The following is a 20,931-nucleotide window of genomic DNA, read 5'->3' as shown; positions in this document are numbered from 1 at the left end:
CTGACGCCGTGCATGTGGCTTTTGTTCACAGGCGTGGCTTCGGTCAATTTGCGGCCTTGGCCGAACATCTCGGCGCAAACGGACATGATGTCAGCCTTATCTGTGAGACGGTGGACCGACGCCTCCCATCGGTCCGCGTCATCCGGCACAGGGTCGAGCCCGGCCCTCGTGCCGACGAAATGATGGCAAGACACCTGGGTATTCCTGACCATCATGTCCGTATCGGTCACCGGGTAGCAGAAACATTCGATTCGATGGCGCGGCATGGTGAACGGCCCGACATCGTGATCGGCCACATCGGCTGGGGCAGTATGATGTTCGTGAAGGACGTTCTGCCGCAGGTACCTGCCATCGGATATTGCGAATTTTTCTACAGGGCCGAGGGTGCAGACGTTGGATTTGCTCCTGATGACAATCCGGATGCCGATACCCGTAAACGCTTGAGGCTGCGCAATATTGCGCAGCTTCTCTCATTGGATGCCATCGATGGCGGTATCAGTCCGACGTATTGGCAAAAGAGCCTGTACCCCGCGGCGGCCCAAAATCGCATTGCAGTTTGCCACGAAGGAGTAGACACGCAGCGTTTTCGCCCCGACCTGAACGCAACACTGAAACTGCCGGACGGACGTGTTCTTAAAGCGGGGGATCCGCCGATCATTACGTTCGTGGCCCGGGACCTCGAACCGTATCGGGGCTTTCCGCAGGCACTTGAGGCGGCGGCGAAAGTCATCCGCAAAAATCCGGACGCGCTATTCGTGTTTGTCGGTGGGGACGGTGTCAGCTATGGCAATCCACCTCCCGGCGGCGGTTCATGGAAGGACGCACTCCTCGCTGCACATGATATTCCGCCTGACAGAATACTGTTCCCCGGACCGATTGCGCACGACCTGCTGCGCAAGCTCTACCAGATATCGACCGCCCACATTTATCTTACCTATCCTTTCGTGCTGTCCTGGTCGGTGATTGAGGCGATGGCATGCGGTGCACTGGTTATTGGATCCGACACAGCGCCAGTCAAGGAAGTCATCCGCTCGGGTCAAAACGGCCTCCTTGTTCCGTTTTATGATACAGATGCGCTCGCCGAGACAATTCTTCGCGTGCTTCACGAACCAGGTGATTTTCTACCCATGCGTCTGGCTGCGCGAAAAACGATCGAGAGGCGCTTTCGATTGATTGATTGTATTTCGCGACAGAAGTCGCTGATCAATTCCGTACTGCGAGCAGGGTGATCCGCCAACTGCAGAGCTAGCGATTGCTACTTTGCCGCGTGACTGTATCCGGCGACGGAGTTTGCGAATGCACGACCGTATCAAGCGTCATGAATGCTTTGGCAAACGGCCGGAGCGTGATACCCATTGCGAAATTGCAGTGCGAGTGCATGACCATGACCATAAGAGATGTCGACATCGTTGATATAGAGGCGTGGCTTGATATGCAGGGGTTATCCGGCGCGTCAGAGACACTACTGGTGAATGGATTCTGTGAGCGATGCCTCGCAGCCGGGATCAGGCTCGAACGTGCCAATGCTTTTGTGGATACGCTGCATCCGATCTATGAGGGGAGGGTGTTTCTCTGGCGCCGGGAAGGCGAGCTCGAGAAGCCGATCATTGAGTACGGTTCCTCGCAAATGGGTGAGAGTGCTGAAAACTGGCAAAATTCAACCTTTTTCCATCTTTTGCAGATCGGCGAGGACGAACTGCGTCAACGTATCGATATGATTGATACGCCTGCTTTCAGGCATCTTGTCACGTTGAAAACGGAAGGATGCACGGACTATCTGGCTCTGATCAATCGCTTCTCAAGCGAGGGCACGATAGGCGAAATGGACTGCTTTTATTCGTCATGGGTAACAGACGATCCGCAAGGTTTTAAGGATGCAGATCTCGCGGCATTGAGACGGCTGGTGCGTGGATTGGGGTTGGCGATAAAATGTGCCTCACTGACCCGTATCGTGCGAACACTGGCAGACGTCTACCTTGGCCGCGATGCAGCAACGCGCGTTCTGGCAGGGCGCATGAACCGCGGTTCCGCCGAACGTATCGAAGCCGTACTTTGGTACTCCGATTTGAGGGACTACACACGCATTTCCGACGCGGCGGCGCCAGACGCTATCATCCCTATGTTGAACGACTATGCTGAGGCAGTCATTTCATCGATACAAGAAGCTGGCGGCGACGTTCTCAAGCTTATAGGAGACGGCACGCTGGCGATTTTCACCGATGGCGACTCCGCGACAGCCTGCACCGCTGCTCTGAAAGCTCAGAAACAGTTGCGGCGGCGGCTGGCTGTCTTGAACGAGACGCGGGAAGCCGCTGGCCAGCCTGCAACCAATGTCTATCTCGGCGTGCACATCGGCGAGGTCTTCTATGGCAACATCGGCAGCGACACGCGCCTGGATTTCACCGTCGTTGGCCCAGCAGTCAATGAGGTGAGCCGAATTGCATCGATGTGCCGGTCTGTCGACCAGGATATCCTTATTTCGGAAAGCTTTGCGGCGGCGCTACCTGCCGAATTGCGTACCAAGCTCGTGTGTGTAGGCCGATTTGCGTTGCGAGGCGTGGGGAGAGCGCAGGAACTGTTCACGTTGGACCCCGCGATTATCAGGAGATTATAAGATCCGCAACATCGGCCACGGACCTGTTTGGAACCTGTAATTGCTATTAGTGCGCACCACAAAGCGATTTAGAGACGCGGCACCGCCAGCAAGTTAGAAATGCGACAGTGACCGGTGGGGCGATAGCGATCCCTGCAAAGCAGTATCCGCGTTGATCAAGCCCTAATTTCGGACCACTTTCTCCCGTCACGCAGCAATGCATTCGCGATAATCTGATCAATTCATTGTCGGCAGGGGCCTCTGCAGGTAATTGAACCCTTCACCCGTCATCCTCATAGCGAGACTGAGTTATGTTATAGTATAACAAATCACATAAGCTAAATTATGGAACTGTTTCAGCCGAATTAAGCGGATACCACTAGCTTCAGGAATTTGTTCGGCGGGCTAAATGTTCATACGTGATTTGCCAAGGATCGCTCTCGGAAGATCGTTCCTCACCGATCCAATGGAAGCTGTTGGCAGTGATCTCAGTGAAACGCCATCGAGTTTTCAGACCGCGCGAGTCATTGCCGAGCTGGACAATGTCCTTACCATCGGCCCTCCCGATCTGACGCGAGTGATCTTGGTTGAGCGGGTCGCTCCAGATGATGTGCCAGCCACCGATCCCAGGATCGAAAATGCGCAAAGTTGTGCCATACATCGTGGACGGCGCAGGGCGCTTGGGCCTGATCCAGACGTCCTGAATCGCGCGGCCATCGAGCACCCAGCCAAAATGGCATTCTCCATTCCATTTCTGGATTGTGCCGTCGTCGAGGTAGCAGAACGAGTCCATTTCCCAGCTTCCAATTAGCCATCCATACAGGCCCATGTCTTTCGCTCGGTCGGCCGGGGGACCTTCGGATCCGAGAGCGGTGAGAAACGGAGAAATCGTCATCGTCATACTGCCTTTCATTTCCCAGTGATTGTTTCAACCCATGATAACCGATTGATTTTGGCACTCACGAAGCCACTCCCAGATCCTTTGAGCGGCAAGCGGGAACATCCATACGTGTCCGATGGTTGGCGTCGCAAGCTGACGCCCAGATCCCGGCGTTGGTTCTATCGCTTGGATCCCCTGACCGTTCTGCACATGCAGCCGGCCATCCGATATCCTTAAGAATGTGCTCGGGAAGGTCGTTGACGTATCGTCTGGTGCGCTGTCGTTGCACCGAAACCGCCAAGTCCGAAAGCAACTGGCCCAACCTTCGAGCAACATTGAAGTCTAGATAAGCCATATTTCATCTCCTGGGGTCCACCTGGCGCCGCGGCCGCGTCAAAGCTTGATCCGCGAGGCCAAGTGGGATTGCCGAATAACGAGACCAATGATTCCGCTTCGTTGCAACTCAAACAGCTCGTTGTTCGTGACCCTTAGCGCTCGCTTCGCGCAACTTCTGAGCGCACTCTTCGCAGCAGACCTCCACAACGTGGGTTCCGATTTTGACTTCGATGGCGTTTGCATCGAGTTTGTCGTCACAGACGGCGCAAGTTTTCTCAGTCATCTTTCATCTCCTAGTTAGCCCGACTATCGGGCGTACTCAGGAGACCATTTGATGGCTGTAGCCGCTATCGAGATCTTTAGGCGTTTCGCGTGGATTGCATGAAGGCAGTCGGTGACCGGCCATATGCCTGGCGAAAGGCCGCTGTGAAATGGCTGTGGCTTGAAAAGCCCAGATCCAGGGCCAATGCCGAGAGATCGTCATATCGCGCAATCAGATCGAGAGCACGAGCGAGGCGAAGATGCAGGTGATAGCGGTACAACGGAACGCCTTCGACCTGTCGGAATACCTGGGTCAGATAGACAGGCGAGCCACCGGTTTCCGCGGCGATGTCTGCCAATGTCCAGCGCCGGGAAAGGTCACTCGCAAGGAGAACCTTGACACGATCGGCCAGCCGGCTGCGCGCATAGGTTGCCCGGGGGTCATGTGACGAGCGTAGCCCGAGACTACGGGACACCAGCGTCAGCAACAGGCTCTCAGCCTCGAGTGGTTCAACGGTGCCGTTCGTCAGGCTGTGCCGCAGCAGCGCAACCAGGACCTGTGCGCGGGAATCGATACGCAGATGCTGGCGGCGAAATCCAGGCCTACCATGGTCATTGAGAAGAGATTTGGGTGCCAGTTCACACAACATGGATTCCGGCAGGCTGAGCGACAGGCTTGCATCTCCACCTTCTACCGGGTGACTGACCTGATAGGTCTCATCGGCGTTGAAGAACAGCACGTGGTTCGCATCTGCCACGGTTTGGTCGCTGCCGACATGTCGCACGTAGACACCACGGTATGGGAACACGAGATGCGTAACGGAAGCGCATTCCTCCGCACTACGATGACGACATGCGCCACTGCAGCGCACATCCTGTACAGCTATTGTATCGGTATCCAGCAGATGGCTGATCTCAAACCCTGACAACGCGCTAATTCTCCGATCCAGATGGCATGACGAACCATACAGGGATGCTCCTGACATCGGTCTGTCAGGAGCGATGCGTTACAACATTCAATCCGAAGTTGAATGGGAGGGCTCAGAATATCCCTTTTGCGCTGAATTTTGCATTAGTCAGGGATAATTCGTTGAAAATCAGCTTTTTAATTCAACCAAACTCGGTTATTATCCCTATTGCTCTACCTGGAACGCATATTAGGGATAAGATGAATAAATTCAATGAATTATCATCAGATCAAATCCGCCAGCATGTTGACACTGAGCAGACTTATGAGGTGTACGCGAAAAGCCTGAGAGAGTACGACCAGCGCTTTTCTGGATCCATGTCGTGGAAGACGAGCACGAATGGCAAGGAATACCTCTATAAAAAGACAGGCAGCATCTGGAAGTCCCTGGGACCGAGATCGCCGGAAACCCAAACAATCCATGATCACTTTCACTCTGGCCGCGACAGTTCCAAAGCCCGCCTGGCACGTTTGGCACAACGCCTGGACGAACTTGCGCCGGTCAATCGGGCGATGGCGCTGGGACGTGTGCCGCTTCTGACGGCGCGCATTATCCGCGCGCTCGACAAGCTCGGGCTAATGGGTACCGCGGTCGATGTCGTTGGAACCAATGCACTTTTTGTCTATGAGCGTCTCGCTGGCGTCCAGATCACCAGCGGACTGCTTTCAACGCAGGACGTCGATCTCCTGATGGACTCGCGCTTCAGCCTCCGGTTGATCAGCAAGGAATTCGGGGCGAAGGGATTAATCGGTCTCCTGCAAAAGATCGACCACTCCTTTGCACCCTTGGCCAGGAACAGCTATCGAGCGGCGAACCGCGAGGGTTTTCTCGTCGACCTCATCAAACCGACGCCCAAAAACATCATGTCAACGAACGGGAAATCGCGTTTCAGCGCCGATGAAGAAGACCTGCAGGCCATCGAAATAGAGGGACTTTCATGGCTGGTAAACAGTCCAAAGGTGTCGGCCGTCGTGATCGATCAACGGGGCTATCCGCTTGAATATTCCTGTCCGGATCCGCGCGCATTTGCGCTACACAAATTGTGGCTGTCGCGCCGTGCCGATCGCGATGCCGCCAAACGGGTCCGTGACGGTATGCAGGCGCTGGTCGTGGCGGACCTCATCCGGGCGCAGCTTCCACATCTTTCCTTTGACTCCAATGACCTGCAAGCCCTCCCCCTAGCCTTGCGGCAACTTGCGCCGGAACTCCAACCGGTAGACGACGAGAATCAGAGAATCATCCCCAACTGGTAATCAGCTCGCCTTAGCACAACCAGGGGTTGAAAATCTGATACCAAATCCGAAGGTTCCGTACGATATTCATGTAAGGAATTCGCACCACTCTATCCGAAAGCCATCCGCAGAGTCAGAAAAAGGGTGCCAAATAGCTTTTTGGCACCCTTTCATTCGTGAAAACCAATCGAACAAGCGTTCGATTAAATCCAGACTCAACTATAAGCTTGCATTGGCGGGCAGGAGCAAACCAGATTGCGATCGCCGGCGACATTGTCGATGCGCGAAACCGGCGGCCAATATTTCGGGTTCTCCTCGCTCTCCCCTGCCGGCAGGCTTGCGACGCTGCGGCTGTAGGGATGCAACCAGTCGTCGGCGAGGACGTCTCCGGCCGGATGCGGCGCGTTGACCAGCGGATTGTCATCCTTTGGCCATTCGCCGCTTGCCACCTTGGCCGCCTCACCCGCAATCGCAATCATCGCGTCGCAGAACCGATCGATCTCGCGCTTCGATTCCGACTCGGTAGGCTCGACCATCAGCGTTCCGGCAATCGGCCACGACATGGTCGGTGCGTGGAAGCCATAGTCTATGAGGCGCTTGGCAATATCCTCGACGCTGATCCCGGCGCTTTCCTTCAGGACCCGCGTATCGAGGATGCACTCATGCGCGACACGGCCATTGCGGCCCTGGAACAGCACCGGATAGGTGTCCTTCAGCCGATCGGCGATGTAGTTGGCATTGAGGATCGCCATTTCGGTCGCGCGTTTCAATCCAGCACCACCCATCATGCGGATATACATCCAGGTGATGGGAAGGATCGATGCGCTGCCGAAGGGAGCTGCCGACACTGCATGGGCCGATCCCTTGGCAACATGTCCGGGCAGGAAGGGAGCAAGGTGTTTCTTGACGCCGATCGGACCCACGCCCGGTCCGCCGCCGCCATGCGGAATGCAGAAGGTCTTATGCAGGTTCATATGACAAACGTCGGCACCGATATCGCCTGGACGAGCCAGACCAACCAGCGCATTGAGGTTGGCTCCGTCGAAATAGACCTGCCCGCCATGGTCGTGGATAATCTTACAGATATCCTTCACACCCTCCTCGAAGACGCCATGCGTCGAAGGATAGGTGATCATCAGCGCCGCAAGATTGGCACCGTGGAGTTCGGCCTTAGCCTTCAGATCGTCGAGATCGATATCGCCTTCGTCTTCACAAGCAACGACAGCCACGCGCATGCCCGCCATATGGGCACTGGCGGGATTTGTGCCATGGGCCGACTCGGGAATGAGGCAGACATCGCGATGGCCGTCACCGCGGTCAAGATGATAGCGGCGGATCGCCAGCAAGCCGGCATATTCACCCTGACTGCCGGCATTGGGCTGCAACGACACTGCATCAAAGCCAGTAATTTCGGCAAGCCAGTTTTCCAAATCATCGGTCAGCGACTTGTAGCCGAGCGCGTGATCGACCGGGGCAAACGGATGCACATTGGCAACGCTCTGCCAACTGACCGGCAGCATTTCGGCAGCCGCATTGAGCTTCATTGTGCAGGAGCCCAGCGGGATCATGGCGCGGTCGAGCGCAAGGTCCTTGTCGGCAAGCCGGCGCAGGAAGCGCATCATTTCGGTTTCGGAGCGCTGCTGGTGGAAGACGGCCTGGGTCATGAAGCCCTCAGCCGGCCGGGTACCTGGCAATGTTGCGTCGGCAGCATCCGGCAGGCGTGCACCGAAGAGCGCAGCCAAAGCATTGAGATCTTCGTCGGTCGTGGTTTCATCGACGGTGATGCCAATGCGGTCCTCACCGACAATGCGTACGAGGCGTCCGTCCTTTTCGGCGGCGGCCGCAATGGAACCAGCCTTCCCCGGGACACTGACCGTGATTGTATCGAAGAAATGCTTGCCACCAAGTTTGAGACCCGCGGCTTCAAGGCCGGCGGCCAGACGTACGGTCCTCGCATGAACCTGGCTCGCAATCGCCCGAAGGCCCTGGGGGCCGTGCCATATCGCGAAGGACACTGCCATGTTGGCAAGAAGCGCCTGCGCCGTGCAGATGTTGGATGTCGCCTTGTCGCGTCGGATGTGCTGCTCACGGGTCTGCAGGGCCAGGCGGTACCCTGCCCTACCTTTGGCGTCGACCGACTGGCCGACGAGACGACCCGGGATAAGCCGCGTCAGCGCATCGCTGACGGCAAGATAGGCCGCATGCGGTCCGCCATAGCCGATGGGCACACCGAAACGCTGCATGGAACCAGCGGCAATATCCGCGCCAAGTGAAGCGGGGGAAGCGCTGATCGTAAGCGCCAGAGGGTCAGCCACGGCAATAACCAGTGCGCCGGCCGCTTTCGCCGCCTTGATGATTGCGGAATGGTCGCCATAGACGCCATAGGTATCCGGCCAAGGCACGATGATCGCTGCAACGTCTGCGTTGATCTCGCCGCCATTTACCGACATTCCCAGCGGTTCCGCGCGGGTCCTGACAACGTCGAGAATTTGCGGATGCACATCACCGGCAAGGACGATACACGAGCGCTTTTCGCGGTGATGACGCCAGGCGATGCCCACTGCCTCTGCGACAGCTGTCGCTTCGTCGAGCAGAGAGGCCGATGCAACGGGGAGGCCCGTCAGTTCGGTCACCAGCGTCTGGAAATGGAACAGGAGCTCAAGCCGTCCCTGGCTGATCTCGGACTGGTACGGCGTATAGGCCGTATACCAGGCGGGGTTCTCGAACAGATTGCGCTGGATTACCGCCGGCACATGGGTGCCGTGATATCCCTGTCCGATGAAACTCTTGTGTGTCTTGTTCTGGCTCATTTTGGCGCTGAGTTCTTCAAGCGCCTCGGCCTCGTTGACCGCTTCTGGGATATTCAGCGGCCGCTCGAGCCGGATGGATTTCGGCACAGCTTGCGAAATCAGCGTCTCGAGCGAAGGAATGCCAATTGCGGCCAGCATGGCGCGCGAGCCCTGAATGCTGGGGCCAATATGGCGATCGGTAAAGGGGAAGATTGTGTTGTTGTTCATGGTGCGCCTTTGTGTCTGCAATTCAAAGACCTCTCCTGTCGCCGAGGCTCAGGAAGAGGTCCTGGTCATCTCACCCAATGATCGCGTTGTAACCGGCCTCATCGAGCAGGCCGGCCAATTGGTTTGTGTCGGACAGTTTCATCTTCCACAACCAGCCGTCGCCGGTTGCTGAGGAATTGACTAGCGCCGGATCGGTTGCGGCGGCTTCATTGACCTCGGTGACTTCGCCATCAACCGGGGCATAGACATCGGAGGCTGCCTTGACGGACTCTACGACTACCGCCGGATCTCCCTTCGACAACGACTGACCGATCTCTGGCAATTGTACGAAGACGAGATCGCCGAGCTGATCCTGCGCGTGATCGGTAATGCCGACTGTGGCTACGCCGTCCTCGACGCGTACCCATTCGTGATCTTCAGTGAAATAAGTGGATGCCATCGGTATTATCCTTTGTGGTAGCGATGTGGCGTGAAAGGAAGTGAATGAACGTGGAGCGCTATGCGATTGCCGCGCACCTCGGCGAAAACATGGGAACCAATGGGTGCGAAATCCTTGCCGATATAGCCCATCGCAACGGGAAAGCCGGCCGAAGGACCGAAACCACCTGAAGTCACCACACCAACTGCATTGCCGTTGATATCGACCAGAATGGAATCAGACCGAACCGGCTGGCGGCTGTCAGGTTTCAAACCCACGCGCTTTCTTGTTGGACCCTTGGTGATCTTGTCGAGAAGCGCCTTTGCCCCGATGAAACCGGCCTTTTCGCGCACCGGCTTGGGAATGGCCCAGGTGAGACCAGCGTCGACGGGATCGATCTCCGGCGTAATGTCATGGCCATGCAGGCAAAGGCCCGCTTCCAGCCGTAAACTGTCACGCGCAGCAAGGCCGACCCACTCAACGCGCTCATCAGCCAACAGCGTGGTAACAAGTTCACGGGCATCAGCTTCCGGCAGGCCGATCTCGAAGCCGTCCTCGCCGGTATAGCCCGAGCGGCTCATGAACCAGCCAGGCCTTGGCTCGAAGCCGTTCATGAAGGGAAGCTCCGTACCGGCAAGCCCGGCCGTGTGCAACACGTCTGCCGCTTCCGGCCCCTGGATCGCCAGGAACACGCGATCCAATGCGTCGATCCTGCAATCATATCCCTTGGCCACGGCGCGCAAATGCGCTTCGTCTGCAGCAGCATTGCCGGCATTGGCAACGACCATGAAGCGGTCTTCACCCAGCCTCGTGACGATCAAATCGTCGAGGATGCCAGCCTTCTCATCAAGGAAAAAGGTGTACTTGGATTGCCCAACCGGTAATGAGGCCGCATCAAGCGGACATGCGCGGGAAAGCAGCGCAGCAGCGCCGGCACCCGATACGTCAAACAGCTGCATATGCGAAATGTCGAAAAGTCCGGCAAGCTCGCGCGTGTGCAGATGTTCCTTCATCACCCCCAGCGGATAGGTGATCGGCATTGACCATCCCGCAAATCCGCCAAAGCGCGCATTGGCCGCTTTGTGCAGATCCTCAAGAGGCAGTGACTTCAGATTTTCTGTGTTATTATTTTCGTCGGCGCCCATTTCTACTCCAGAGACATGCAAAGACCTCCGCCACGATGACGGATCCAGTCTTTACCCCTCTGTCGGAAGCCTGAGAGACTCGCTCAAACCAGAACCTTCACGTTGGTCTGGCAGAACTTACACCTTCGGCGCAGGGTTTCCCCCGACTTTCCAGAGTTGTCTTATCCGTTTGCGGTTCCTGGTACCTGAGAGATTTCGGGCGATTTCCCCTTCGGTGGCCCTGCGCATCACTGCGCGGGACGCTCTCCCGCAAACTGACAGAGCCCTATGAACTGCAAACAAATTTCGCAAATCATCAGACCCTCGACAAGCTGGACCATAGCGCACCCGCATCAGGCTGTCATGGTCAAAACCACCGATTTGCCGTTTTGTGGACAGAAATTGTCGAAGAACGGATACTGTGCTTTGGTCATACGACTTCAGGCCCGCTGGGCGACAAGCTTTAGCGCCTGATCCTTCCCTCTCGACAGGGCTATCACGCCGAGTGACTGGCCTTTGCCGCGCACTGCGTGTGAACCGAGGTATGTTGTAGTGATGTCATTCGACAAATTCATCTGCGCGGCGAGCTCGCTTGAAATCAGTACCGGGGCGTTAAGCGTACGGCACAGGCTTTCCAGCCGCGCCGTTGTGTTCACGGTGTCACCGAAATAGGTGATCTTGTGATGGTCGACACCGATTTCGGCAGTAATGACCGGGCCGCCATGTAGCGCTGCCCGTAAGCGCGGAATGCGGCCGAAGCGCTTGGTCCATTTGTCTTTGTTGGCCTCGATTGCATCAAGGATGTCGAAGACACAATGAACGCAATTGCCATCCCTGATACCCCGCCTCATCGGCCAGGTAATGATGGCCGCATCGCCGACATAATCGTCGATAGTGCCATGGCGGCGACGGACAGGTCCGGCCATTTCTGCGAACAGGGCACTCAAATACTGCTGAGCACGCAGGTCACCGAATTCTTCGGCAAAGGAAGTTGAGCCGACAAGATCGATGAACAGGAAAACGCGCGCCTCCTCGATGGGCCGGCGATAGCGTCCGATGAGCAAATTGGCGAAGATATCGCGGCCGAGCAGCTCGCGAACGCGCGTAACAAAACTCAGGATCGCCGAGACGCCAAGCGTATAGAACAGCACTCTCGGCGGCAGGACGACCTGATGCCACCACTCGCCCGGAAGATGGCCGATTGCCCAGAGCAATGTGCCGCAGATCGTGTAACCCACGCTGATGAACAGATAGAAGACCAGGAACGCACAGACGATGAATGCTGGCGTCGGCAAAGCATTGATCCAGTTGTAGAGCCGCGGGAATAGCGTTCCGCGCTCAAATGCAATCACCGGAACACAGATGAACAGCGCGAAAATCGCCCCGGTCAACGACGCTTCACCGTAGCCCAGATATCCGTAAAGCACGCCGCTGGCGGCAACGGCACAAAGCACGAATATCCAGAAACCGAAAGAGTATCTGTTCATTGTCCTGGCCCTAACGCGCCTATCATTGACCTTATATCCATCTGACCGGCGGAGATATAATCGATTCACGTAGGAACTATGGCGGGAAGGCGTCATTTTGACATGCCGTCATAGCGTTGCTATCAGTGGCGCGCCCTCACGCCGCAACCAATTGCCGCCGTTTCAAGTTGACGAATTTGCAAATGGAGAAGGATTGCGATCATGCATGACACTTCGCGGAAAGATGCAGGTGCTGCGGCAAGCGCCGCAGGCTCGATATAGCGGCGTCTCTCGTCGTCACACCAGGCGTGCTGTTTCTCGATGAGCCGACGACGGGGCTCGACCCCAAGGCCCGCAAGAGTGTTTGGCGGATGATCCGCTCGCTCGCCGATGCGGGTGTGACAATTCTCCTGACGACGCAATATTTGGAGGAAGCCGACCAGCTGGCCGCCCGTATCGCGGTGATCGATCGCGGGAAGAAGATTGCCGAGGGCACCAGCCGTGAGCTGAAAGCAGCGACAGGATCCGGGTTCCTGCACCTAAATCTTGTCGAAGCCGATCGCCTTGGCGAGGCGGAACGCCTGCTCGAGACGGCGATCGGCAGCAAGGTTCAACGCAGCTCGGAAGGCACGGCCTTGTCGATCATGGTCGAGACGCCGCAAAAGGCCAATCGCGCATTGGCCGCCCTGATCGATGCCAATATCGAGCTCTCGGATTTTTCGATGGCGCTCCGAGCCTCGATGAAGTGTTCTTCGCCCTCACGGGACAGATCACCGAAAACCAGCCTTCGACGGGAGAGAGCTGATGGACGAACAGAAAAGTGTTTCCTCTCTCATTTATGCGGAGCGTCCTGCACAGCCGTCGGCACTGTCGAATGCGCTTGTGTTCGGCTGGCGGGCGGTGCTGAAATTCAAACACATCCCAGAACAGCTCTTCGACCTGGTCATGACCCCGATCATGTTCACGCTGCTGTTCACCTTTGTGTTCGGCGGCGCCCTGTCGGGATCGACCGATACCTATCTGCAATTTTTCCTGCCAGGCATTCTGGTGCAGACCGTTGTGTTCAATTCGCTCTATTCCGGCATGGGTCTCAGCACCGATCTCGGCAAGGGATTGTTCGACCGTTTCCGCTCGCTGCCGATCTGGTCGCTCTCGCCATTCGCAGGGCTGATGGTCGGCGATATCCTACGCCATCTCATTGCGTCGCTGATCATTCTTTTCATCGGCATCCTGCTCGGCTACCGGCCGGAAGCGGGCATCGCCGGGGTCATTGCCGCGTTGACCCTGCTCGTGCTGATCGGCTTCGGGTTTGGCTGGATCTTCCTTGTGCTCGGACTGATCATGCGCACGCCGAACACTGTCATGACCATGGCCTTCACCGGTATCATGCCGCTGGTCTTCGCGTCCAATATCATGGTTGATCCCGCGACGATGCCGGGCTGGCTGCGCCTCTTCGTCGACGTCAACCCGGTGTCGCTGATGACGACTGCCATGCGCGGTCTCATGGATGGAACTGTCACGATGAGGCAACTGGGACTGGCGTTGCTGACCCCTGCCCTGCTGACAATCTTGCTGGCGCCGCTCACACTCTGGCTCTATCGCCGCCGAAACTGACGGCGATAGAGCAGCGAATGTCTATTCGCCGTAGGGTACCCAGATATTTTTTACCTGCACTGCCCGTCGCAGATAGTCCCTGCCCTGACCCTGACTGGTGCCCAGCCAATCACGCTGACGGCCATTGCTGACCCAGGTCGCCTTGAGGTTGCCGCACGAGGCCTTCTCTACCATGGCGCTGCCCTCTTTCGAGCCGACATACCAGAGCGCATCCACCTCATCGTGATCGGCCAGCGTCCTGGCCAGCACGTCGCGCTCACCAGTGACAATATTCACTACGCCGCCCGGAACATCCGAGGTGTCGAGCACCTGGTAGAGGTTGGCAGCCAGCAACGGATGGCGCGTCGAGGGCACGGCGACCACGCGGTTGCCCATGGCAATCGCCGGCAGTACCAGCGAAACGAACGACAGCAGCGGCAATTCGTCGGGGCAGAGAATGCCCATGACACCCCATGGCTCGTTCATGGCCAAGGTCACATGACGCGATTTGGTCGAGTGGACCGCGCCATCATACTTGTCGGCCTGGGCCGCGTAATAGAAGATACGGCGCAACGCGACTGCAAACTCTTGCCCTGCGGCCTTCGCCGAAACACCGGTGCTTTCCACCAGCAGGGCTTCGAACTCGGGCTGGCGGGCACTCAGGTTTTCGCCGAGATAGTAAAGCACCTGCGCGCGGTTATGCGCCGTTGCGCCGCCCCATGAGCCGGCTTTGGCCGCCGCCTCGACGGCATTGCGAATGTCCTTGCGGTTGCCGAGCCCGGCCTGGCCGATGACCTGTCCGCCCTTGCCCAGGACCGAATAGCTGTAACCCCCATCCGGGCGTGCCTGCTTGCCGCCGACATAATTCTTGACGGTGCGGTCGATTGTGCCGCTGACTGCAAGCTTCGCGTCTCCATCCGGTGCCGCCGAAGGCTTGAACGCCGGTTCGGTCTTGGCCAGAGGCAGGCGCTTTTCCCAATCCGCCGTCAGATATTCGTAGAGACCCTCGCGGCCGCCTTCACGGCCAAAACCACTTTCGCGATATCCGCCAAAACCGGCACCTGCATCGAGCAGGTTGGTCGAGTTGATCCAGACGACACCGGCCTTGACCCGCGCTGCCATGTCGAGCGCGAGATTGATGTTCTCTGACCAGATCGAGGCGGCAAGCCCGTATTTGGTGTTGTTGGCAAGGGCGATCGCTTCGTCCGGAGTGCGGAAGGTGGTCGCAGTGGCGACAGGACCGAAGATCTCGACTTCGCAAACCGTCGATGCGGGTTCCACGTCGGTGAAGAAGCCGGGTGCGAAGTAGCTGCCCTTGGACGGCAGTTCTCCTTTCGCCTGCCACAGAGTGCCGCCGTCGGTCTTGCCTTGCTCGACCAGCGCAGAAACGCGTTTTAACTGTCCTGCCGAGACAAGCGCACCGATATCCATGGTCTTGTCGAGCGGATCACCGACCCGCAACGTTTCCATACGCTTGCGTAGTTTGTTGTAAAACCGGTCTGCGATGCCTTCCTGCACGAGGATGCGCGAACCGGCGCAGCAGACTTCACCCTGGTTAAACCAGATGGCATCGACCACGCCTTCCACCGCCCCGTCCATATCCGCATCTTCGAAGACAATGAACGGTGACTTGCCGCCGAGCTCCAGCGACAGCTTCTTCTCCGAGCCGGCTATCTGCTCGCGGATGATGCGGCCGACTTCGGTCGAGCCGGTAAAGGCGACCTTGTCGATGTCGTCATGGCCGCAGATCAGTGCGCCAGTCTCGCCATCACCGTGGACGATATTGACCACGCCGGCGGGCAGCCCGATTTCATGGCAGACCTCGGCAAAAGCGATCGCTGTCAACGGCGTCAATTCTGCCGGCTTGAGCACGACCGTATTGCCCGCTGCAAGTGCAGGGGCAATCTTCCACGCCAGCATCAGCAGCGGGAAATTCCACGGGATCACCTGTCCGCAGACACCGACCGGGGAGAAGCCTTCAAACTCGGTCTCGACCATCTCCGCCCAGCCGGCGTGATGGTAGAAATGTCGGGCGACGAGCGGGATATCGATATCACGTGTCTCGCGGATGGGTTTGCCATTGTCCATGGTTTCGAGGACGGAGAAGAAGCGCTCCCGCTTCTGGATGTGACGCGCGATGGCATAGAGAAATCTAGCGCGCTCGTGTCCCGACAATTTGGACCACTTGCCGAAGGCGGTGCGCGCGGCCTTTACGGCCGCATCTACGTCCTCGGCTGTGCCGTGCGCGACCTTGGCCAGCGCTGCGTCGTTAGCCGGGTTGATCACGGCGAACGTCTTGCGGCCTTCAACCCGCGTGAACTTGCCGTTGATAAAATGGCCGAACCCCTTGGAGTTGATCTCAAGCCAGTTCTTGACGTCGGTGTTGCTCTCCGGAGCGGGGCCATATTCCATGGTGCGAAGGATGTCCTTGATCTGTCCCATGATTTTGTTCCTTAAGCGAGGGCGTGGCGCGAAGAAGCGGCGTAGCGGCCCGTCACATAATGTTCCAGCTGCCGTTCTATGTCGGCGAGCATCGAACTGGCGCCGAGACGGAACAGATCCGGCTGCAGCCACGGCAGCCCAAGCTCTTCCTTCATCAGGATCAGCCAGTTCATAGCATCCTTGGCGGTCTTCATGCCGCCGGCCGGCTTGAAACCGACCGTTTGGCCCGACAATTCCCCGTAATCCCGCAGTGCACGCAGCATGATCAGGCTGACGGCGAGCGTCGCATTGACTTCCTCCTTGCCGGTCGATGTCTTGATGAAATCGGCACCGGCCTGCATTGCTACCATCGAAGCACGATAGACATTGCGGAGCGTGTTAAGATCGCCCGTTGCGAGAATGGCCTTGAGGTGGGCATCTCCGCAGGCCTGCCGCATCTGCACGATCTCGTCATAGAGTGCCTGCCAGTTCTGCGTCAGGACGTGCTCACGTGTGATGACGATGTCAATCTCCGCGGCGCCCTCGCCTACAGCATAATGAATCTCCGCAAGCCTCTGCGGCAACGGCGTCAGGCCTGCCGGAAATCCGGTCGCCACCGAGGCAACGGGGATTCCCGAGCCATGTAGTGCTTTCACTGCGTGCGGCACCATCGTTGGATAAACGCACACGGCACCGGTTGTGATGTTTTCACCTGCCAGTCCGAGCGCTTCGAGGATATCGTCGCGTATGGGGCGGCGAGCCTTGGCGCAAAGACGGCGGACACGGCCTGCCGTATCGTCGCCAGCAAGTGTGGTCAGGTCGATGCAGGTGATTGCCTTGACCAGCCACGCCGCCTGATATTCCTTCTTCACCGTCCGGCGCGTCGTCAGTGTCGCAGCACGGCGTTCAGTCGCCGAACGATTGACCGCTATGTCCTCGAACCAATCCGGCTTGAGCTTCGTGCCGGCATTGCGCCCGCGGGAATGTGCCAACTTGATTTCCGTTCCGTCTGGAACCCTTGCGTGTTGCGTGTTCATCCCCGACCCTTCCTATGATCTGTAAAGCGATTGAGCAGGATGGCTGCAACGATGATGATACCGGTTACAGTCATCTGGTAGAAGGAGCCCAACCCGAGAAGTTTGAATATAATTGCGCGAGATCAGGTTCCTGGTGATCCCGAAAATCCAAGATCGCTGGACGGTCCGGATATCATTGACCATCTTCTATCCCCAGCGAGTAACGGGCAGTCGCTTCATCGGTAACGACGACGGACACATAGCCGGCCCTGAGGGCGGACACGGCGATCTGCAATTTTTCTGCGCCTGCAACGACGCCGATCGACCACTGTTTTGTCTTGAGGAACTCGAGACGAAGGCCAACGGTCCGCTCGTCGATGGCCGTATCGACAATTCTGCCGTCGCGGTCAATGAAACGGCCAAGGATGTCACCCACGGCACCGGCGTCCTTCAGCCTGTCGATATCGGCCTCATCAAGATAGCCGGAGGTAAGCAGCACGGACTCGTGCGTGATGCCGCCCATGCCGAAACAGACCACCTCGGCCTGCTTGGCCAGTGTCAGTACACGTTCGATGATCGGGTCTTCCTCCAACACGTCGCGGGTGCTCTTCTTGCCAACGATTGCCGGAACCGGAAGGAGCGTTGCAACGCCATTGCCGGCCTTGGCAAATTCTTCAGCTACAGCGCTCGTTTGGGTTGCCGTCGAGCGGAGATTGGTGGAGCCGTTGACGAGAACGACATGCACGCCCGGGTTCCAGTTGCCCGGCAGGAACCGTGCGACCGCAGACATGGTGCGGCCCCAGGACACGCCGACCAGATCCGGCTTGGGGTTGAGCCCGGCAAGATATTTGGCGGCCGCCTGCGCGACGCTTTCCGTCAGCAAGGCCGGGTCCGTCGTGCCGCCGGAAGGAACAACAATTGCGTCCTTCAGGCCGAACTCCTGCTGCAGCCGGACTTCCAGTTCGGTCCTGCGGTAGGCCCTCGGGGTGATTTCGATGCGGACGATACCGAGTTCCCTGGCCTCGGTGAGGAGCCGGCCCACCTGCCAGCGGGTCAATCCGAGTTCCGTCGCAACCTCGTTCTGGGTCCGCTCAAGGTCATAATAGAGCTTGGCCACCCGTACCATGAGATGCTCGCGCTGCTCATTGGATGGAAGGCGGACAGAAGGATTGAGGCGTGGATCGTTCAATGTTCAGCTCTCGTAACCTGCCGTGTGACCACCGGCGTCAGTGATCTCGTTACAGTTTCAGCAAAACAACAAAAGTGCATTTCTTGCTCATATGTTGCAACATAAGCAGAAGTCATTCTGCTGTCAACGCACCCTTTCATATTGACGGGATGGGTGATCCGTACTTGCCTTTGACGGGACAGAGGAACTAAGCTCGCTTATCTCTTCTCCTCAACATATGAGTCCTCCATGCCCCTCGAGATCACGCCTGAACGAATCGCCGGGATCGAGCGGTTGATTCGGCCGCACATACGCCACACGCCCGTCATGCGTGTTGATATGAGCGATTTTGGCCTTGCGCAAAGAGCCGTCGACCTCAAGCTGGAATACCTACAGCATTCAGGCTCGTTCAAGGCGCGCGGTGCTTTCACCAATCTTTTGACCCGGACCGTGCCGGCAGCCGGTGTGGTCGCGGCCTCCGGTGGCAATCATGGCGCCGCGGTCGCCTATGCCGCGATGCGGCTGGGCGTGCCGGCAACAATCTACGTGCCAAGCGTCACGTCTCCCGCCAAAGCCGAGCGCATCCGCGGCTATGGCGCCAAACTGGTTGTTGGCGGCGAACGGTATGCCGATGCACTGGCAGCAAGCGAGAGCTTCGCCATCGAGAGCGGCGCCCTTGCCATACACGCCTTTGACCAGCCAGAAACCCTGCTCGGCCAGGGAACGTTGGGCGCTGAAATCGAAGCGGATCTTCCGGAGATCACGACACTGCTGGTGGCGGTGGGTGGCGGCGGCCTGATCGGCGGCATCGCCGCATGGTTCAGCGGCAGAGTAAAAGTCGTCGCCGTCGAACCGGAGGGCTCGCCGACCTTGCATCGCGCACTTGCAGCTGGAGAACCAGTCGACGCTCCGGCTGAAGGCATTGCCGCCGATTCACTGGCGCCAAGGCGTGTCGGCAAACTGATGTTTCCGATTGCCGAAGCATTTATTGCCCGTTCGATGCTCGTCTCCGATGACGATATCCGCGCGGCACAGCGTGCACTGTGGGACAAGGTGCGTATCGTGACCGAACCTGGCGGCGCCGCGGCTTTCGCTGCCCTCTTGTCCGGCAAATATGTTCCCGGGTCGGACGAGCGCGTCGCAGTGCTGATTTGCGGTGCAAATACAACGGCTGTTACGTTCGACGAGCCTCTAGCACGATAATCCAGTCCAGGATGCGCGAGGCAACGGGGCGGCGTGCGTGCGCACGAGATTCGTTTTCGAACAAAACGGAACAATGAACGCTTGCAGCAATCCCCTCCGACTCGTGCCGGCAAATGCGATGGCCCGAGCTAAAATTGGACGGCAGCCAGACAAAATCATCGGCAGGACCAGGCAGCCGAAGTCGATCCAATCATTGTTCTCGACGCCCATTCATTCTGACATCTCCATTCCCGTAGCCATCATGCGCAGGAGCCATCGGGCCCCTGCTCTATCAACCGTCCTTCATTCGGCGGCCTGGTCGATGAGGGGAGGCGCCTGGAGGAGCGTCCATATCCATGAGAAATTCACCTGGCCGGGCGTCGATTGAAATTGCACGATAAAGGACTGGGCACGATTCCAGCACTTAGAGCATCTGCATAGCCACGTTCGGTCACCGCTCCGGTCCATCCCGCTGCTTCACGGCCGTTGGTGCTGGCTTTGCTCTTTGTGCAAGTTGTCGCTCAAGCGCCTGCTTGTAGAGATCGTGAGCGAACATGGGCGCCGGCATCGATTGAACGAACTGCTCGACCTGTTGGGCAAGCTGTCGATCGGAGGGGTTTGCGCTTGCAGCCAGTTCACGCGCGGCGGCGGTATACACCGCCTTGACGCCCGCATGGCGCTCCCGCACCGCCTTGACCCATGGGCGCGGTTTCCCCTCGTCTTCGGGATGTGAGGCGCCGTTCCTCGCGCGCTCGAGATCCCGGAACGCATCCAGGATGGCTGCACTCTCGGTGCGGGGCATCAGTCCTCTGGCGCGCATATGGCGCACATGCGACCGCTCGGACTTCATGGTATGCCCGCGCGCACACCGCGGCGTTGCTTCCGCCTCGATGCCGCGATGGCGCAAGGCGCCGGCAAACTGCTCCCGATAGCGCGCAAGCACCGGCGGTCCCGGATTGAAGGTCTTGCCGTCGTGCTGACGACCGCGCACGGTCACATGCGCGTGCGGGTGTTCCGTGTCGTCGTGAAACGCCACCATGACATCGACACGCGGCCGCAGTTCGGCGTCGACGAAATCGCGCACCGCATGGCGGAAGGCGTCCCGGTCGACGCCGGGTGGCATGGACAACACCATGTTCACCGACGGCGGCGCCTTGCGGACCTGGTGCTGACCCGCGTAGATGATTTCATCGTCCGACCAGTCGGCATGGATATCCCTGACGGCGTCCTTGCCTTGCATGGCGCCGTAATCGGTC

At 58.1% G+C, this 20,931-nt stretch carries 17 protein-coding genes, 1 pseudogene and 1 riboswitch; of the genes and pseudogenes, 6 read left to right on the top strand and 12 right to left on the bottom strand.

All coding sequences use genetic code 11. The features are described 5' to 3' along the window. The first annotated feature begins 8 nt into the window (after window positions 1-8). Together CU102_RS10675 and CU102_RS10670 are read left to right on the top strand one after the other, a co-directional pair. Complete coding sequence (locus CU102_RS10675; protein ID WP_106711089.1) at window positions 9-1,229, top strand: glycosyltransferase family 4 protein; 1,221 nt, start codon at window positions 9-11, stop codon at window positions 1,227-1,229. 155 nt (window positions 1,230-1,384) lie between these two features. Next, window positions 1,385-2,614: an adenylate/guanylate cyclase domain-containing protein gene (locus CU102_RS10670; protein WP_425351540.1), complete on the top strand. Its 1,230-nt coding sequence runs from the start codon at window positions 1,385-1,387 to the stop codon at window positions 2,612-2,614. 364 nt (window positions 2,615-2,978) lie between these two features. Here CU102_RS10670 and CU102_RS10665 read toward each other — a convergent pair whose 3' ends face one another. From CU102_RS10665 to CU102_RS10660, 3 genes are all read right to left on the bottom strand, one after another. Beyond that, window positions 2,979-3,386, bottom strand: a complete 408-nt coding sequence (locus CU102_RS10665) for a hypothetical protein (protein ID WP_245425292.1) — start codon at window positions 3,384-3,386, stop codon at window positions 2,979-2,981. A 550-nt stretch (window positions 3,387-3,936) separates the two neighbouring features. Continuing rightward, window positions 3,937-4,092, bottom strand: a complete 156-nt coding sequence (locus tag CU102_RS29800) for a hypothetical protein (protein ID WP_166648372.1) — start codon at window positions 4,090-4,092, stop codon at window positions 3,937-3,939. 76 nt (window positions 4,093-4,168) lie between these two features. Next, complete coding sequence (locus CU102_RS10660) at window positions 4,169-4,999, bottom strand: helix-turn-helix transcriptional regulator (protein WP_106711088.1); 831 nt, start codon at window positions 4,997-4,999, stop codon at window positions 4,169-4,171. Between the two features lie 161 nt (window positions 5,000-5,160). Here CU102_RS10660 and CU102_RS10655 point away from each other — a divergent pair, with 161 nt between their 5' ends. Beyond that, a complete protein-coding gene (locus tag CU102_RS10655; protein ID WP_245425291.1) occupies window positions 5,161-6,291 on the top strand; it encodes a GSU2403 family nucleotidyltransferase fold protein in 1,131 nt (376 codons plus the stop codon). Window positions 6,292-6,485: 194 nt separating this feature from the next. Here the strand turns inward: CU102_RS10655 and gcvP are convergent, their stop codons facing one another. The 4 genes from gcvP to CU102_RS10635 form a co-directional block, all read right to left on the bottom strand. Beyond that, window positions 6,486-9,287, bottom strand: a complete 2,802-nt coding sequence (gcvP, locus tag CU102_RS10650; protein WP_106711086.1) for an aminomethyl-transferring glycine dehydrogenase — start codon at window positions 9,285-9,287, stop codon at window positions 6,486-6,488. Between the two features lie 70 nt (window positions 9,288-9,357). Further along, entirely contained in the window at window positions 9,358-9,726 is a 369-nt protein-coding gene (gene gcvH / locus CU102_RS10645; protein ID WP_106711085.1) for a glycine cleavage system protein GcvH, read from the bottom strand. Between the two features lie 5 nt (window positions 9,727-9,731). Next, on the bottom strand, window positions 9,732-10,850 hold the full coding sequence (gene gcvT / locus CU102_RS10640; RefSeq protein WP_106711084.1) for a glycine cleavage system aminomethyltransferase GcvT: 1,119 nt from the start codon (window positions 10,848-10,850) through the stop codon (window positions 9,732-9,734). Between the two features lie 162 nt (window positions 10,851-11,012). Further along, window positions 11,013-11,110: riboswitch (glycine riboswitch) on the bottom strand. A gap of 159 nt (window positions 11,111-11,269) precedes the next feature. Then, complete coding sequence (locus CU102_RS10635; protein ID WP_106711083.1) at window positions 11,270-12,316, bottom strand: adenylate/guanylate cyclase domain-containing protein; 1,047 nt, start codon at window positions 12,314-12,316, stop codon at window positions 11,270-11,272. Window positions 12,317-12,603: 287 nt separating this feature from the next. On the opposite strand from CU102_RS10635, the pseudogene CU102_RS30815 reads away from it, so the two are divergent. After that, a pseudogene (locus CU102_RS30815) lies at window positions 12,604-12,654 on the top strand (hypothetical protein); the annotation flags it as partial. 180 nt (window positions 12,655-12,834) lie between these two features. Here CU102_RS30815 and CU102_RS30810 read toward each other — a convergent pair. Beyond that, entirely contained in the window at window positions 12,835-12,957 is a 123-nt protein-coding gene (locus tag CU102_RS30810) for a hypothetical protein (protein ID WP_280951893.1), read from the bottom strand. Window positions 12,958-13,099: 142 nt separating this feature from the next. Between CU102_RS30810 and CU102_RS10625 the strand changes: the two genes are divergently transcribed. Then, window positions 13,100-13,909: an ABC transporter permease gene (locus tag CU102_RS10625; RefSeq protein WP_106711082.1), complete on the top strand. Its 810-nt coding sequence runs from the start codon at window positions 13,100-13,102 to the stop codon at window positions 13,907-13,909. Between the two features lie 21 nt (window positions 13,910-13,930). Here CU102_RS10625 and CU102_RS10620 read toward each other — a convergent pair whose 3' ends face one another. The 3 genes from CU102_RS10620 to CU102_RS10605 all read right to left on the bottom strand — a co-directional run bounded on the left by CU102_RS10620 (window position 13,931) and on the right by CU102_RS10605 (window position 18,514). Continuing rightward, window positions 13,931-16,330: an aldehyde dehydrogenase family protein gene (locus CU102_RS10620; RefSeq protein ID WP_166648371.1), complete on the bottom strand. Its 2,400-nt coding sequence runs from the start codon at window positions 16,328-16,330 to the stop codon at window positions 13,931-13,933. A gap of 11 nt (window positions 16,331-16,341) precedes the next feature. After that, window positions 16,342-17,346, bottom strand: a complete 1,005-nt coding sequence (gene deoC, locus CU102_RS10615) for a deoxyribose-phosphate aldolase (RefSeq protein ID WP_166648370.1) — start codon at window positions 17,344-17,346, stop codon at window positions 16,342-16,344. 172 nt (window positions 17,347-17,518) lie between these two features. Further along, on the bottom strand, window positions 17,519-18,514 hold the full coding sequence (locus tag CU102_RS10605; protein WP_106711081.1) for a sugar-binding transcriptional regulator: 996 nt from the start codon (window positions 18,512-18,514) through the stop codon (window positions 17,519-17,521). A 228-nt stretch (window positions 18,515-18,742) separates the two neighbouring features. Between CU102_RS10605 and CU102_RS10600 the strand changes: the two genes are divergently transcribed. Further along, window positions 18,743-19,696 carry a threonine/serine dehydratase gene (locus tag CU102_RS10600; RefSeq protein ID WP_106711080.1) on the top strand — a complete coding sequence of 318 codons (954 nt, stop codon included), beginning with the start codon at window positions 18,743-18,745 and terminating at the stop codon, window positions 19,694-19,696. 430 nt (window positions 19,697-20,126) lie between these two features. Here CU102_RS10600 and CU102_RS29795 read toward each other — a convergent pair. Further along, a partial coding sequence (locus CU102_RS29795; protein WP_106711078.1) for a relaxase/mobilization nuclease domain-containing protein occupies window positions 20,127-20,931 on the bottom strand: 805 nt, incomplete at its 5' end.

Source organism: Phyllobacterium brassicacearum (assembly GCF_003010955.1).
GTDB lineage: Bacteria > Pseudomonadota > Alphaproteobacteria > Rhizobiales > Rhizobiaceae > Phyllobacterium > Phyllobacterium brassicacearum.
This window is presented reverse-complemented; position numbering and strand designations above follow the sequence as displayed.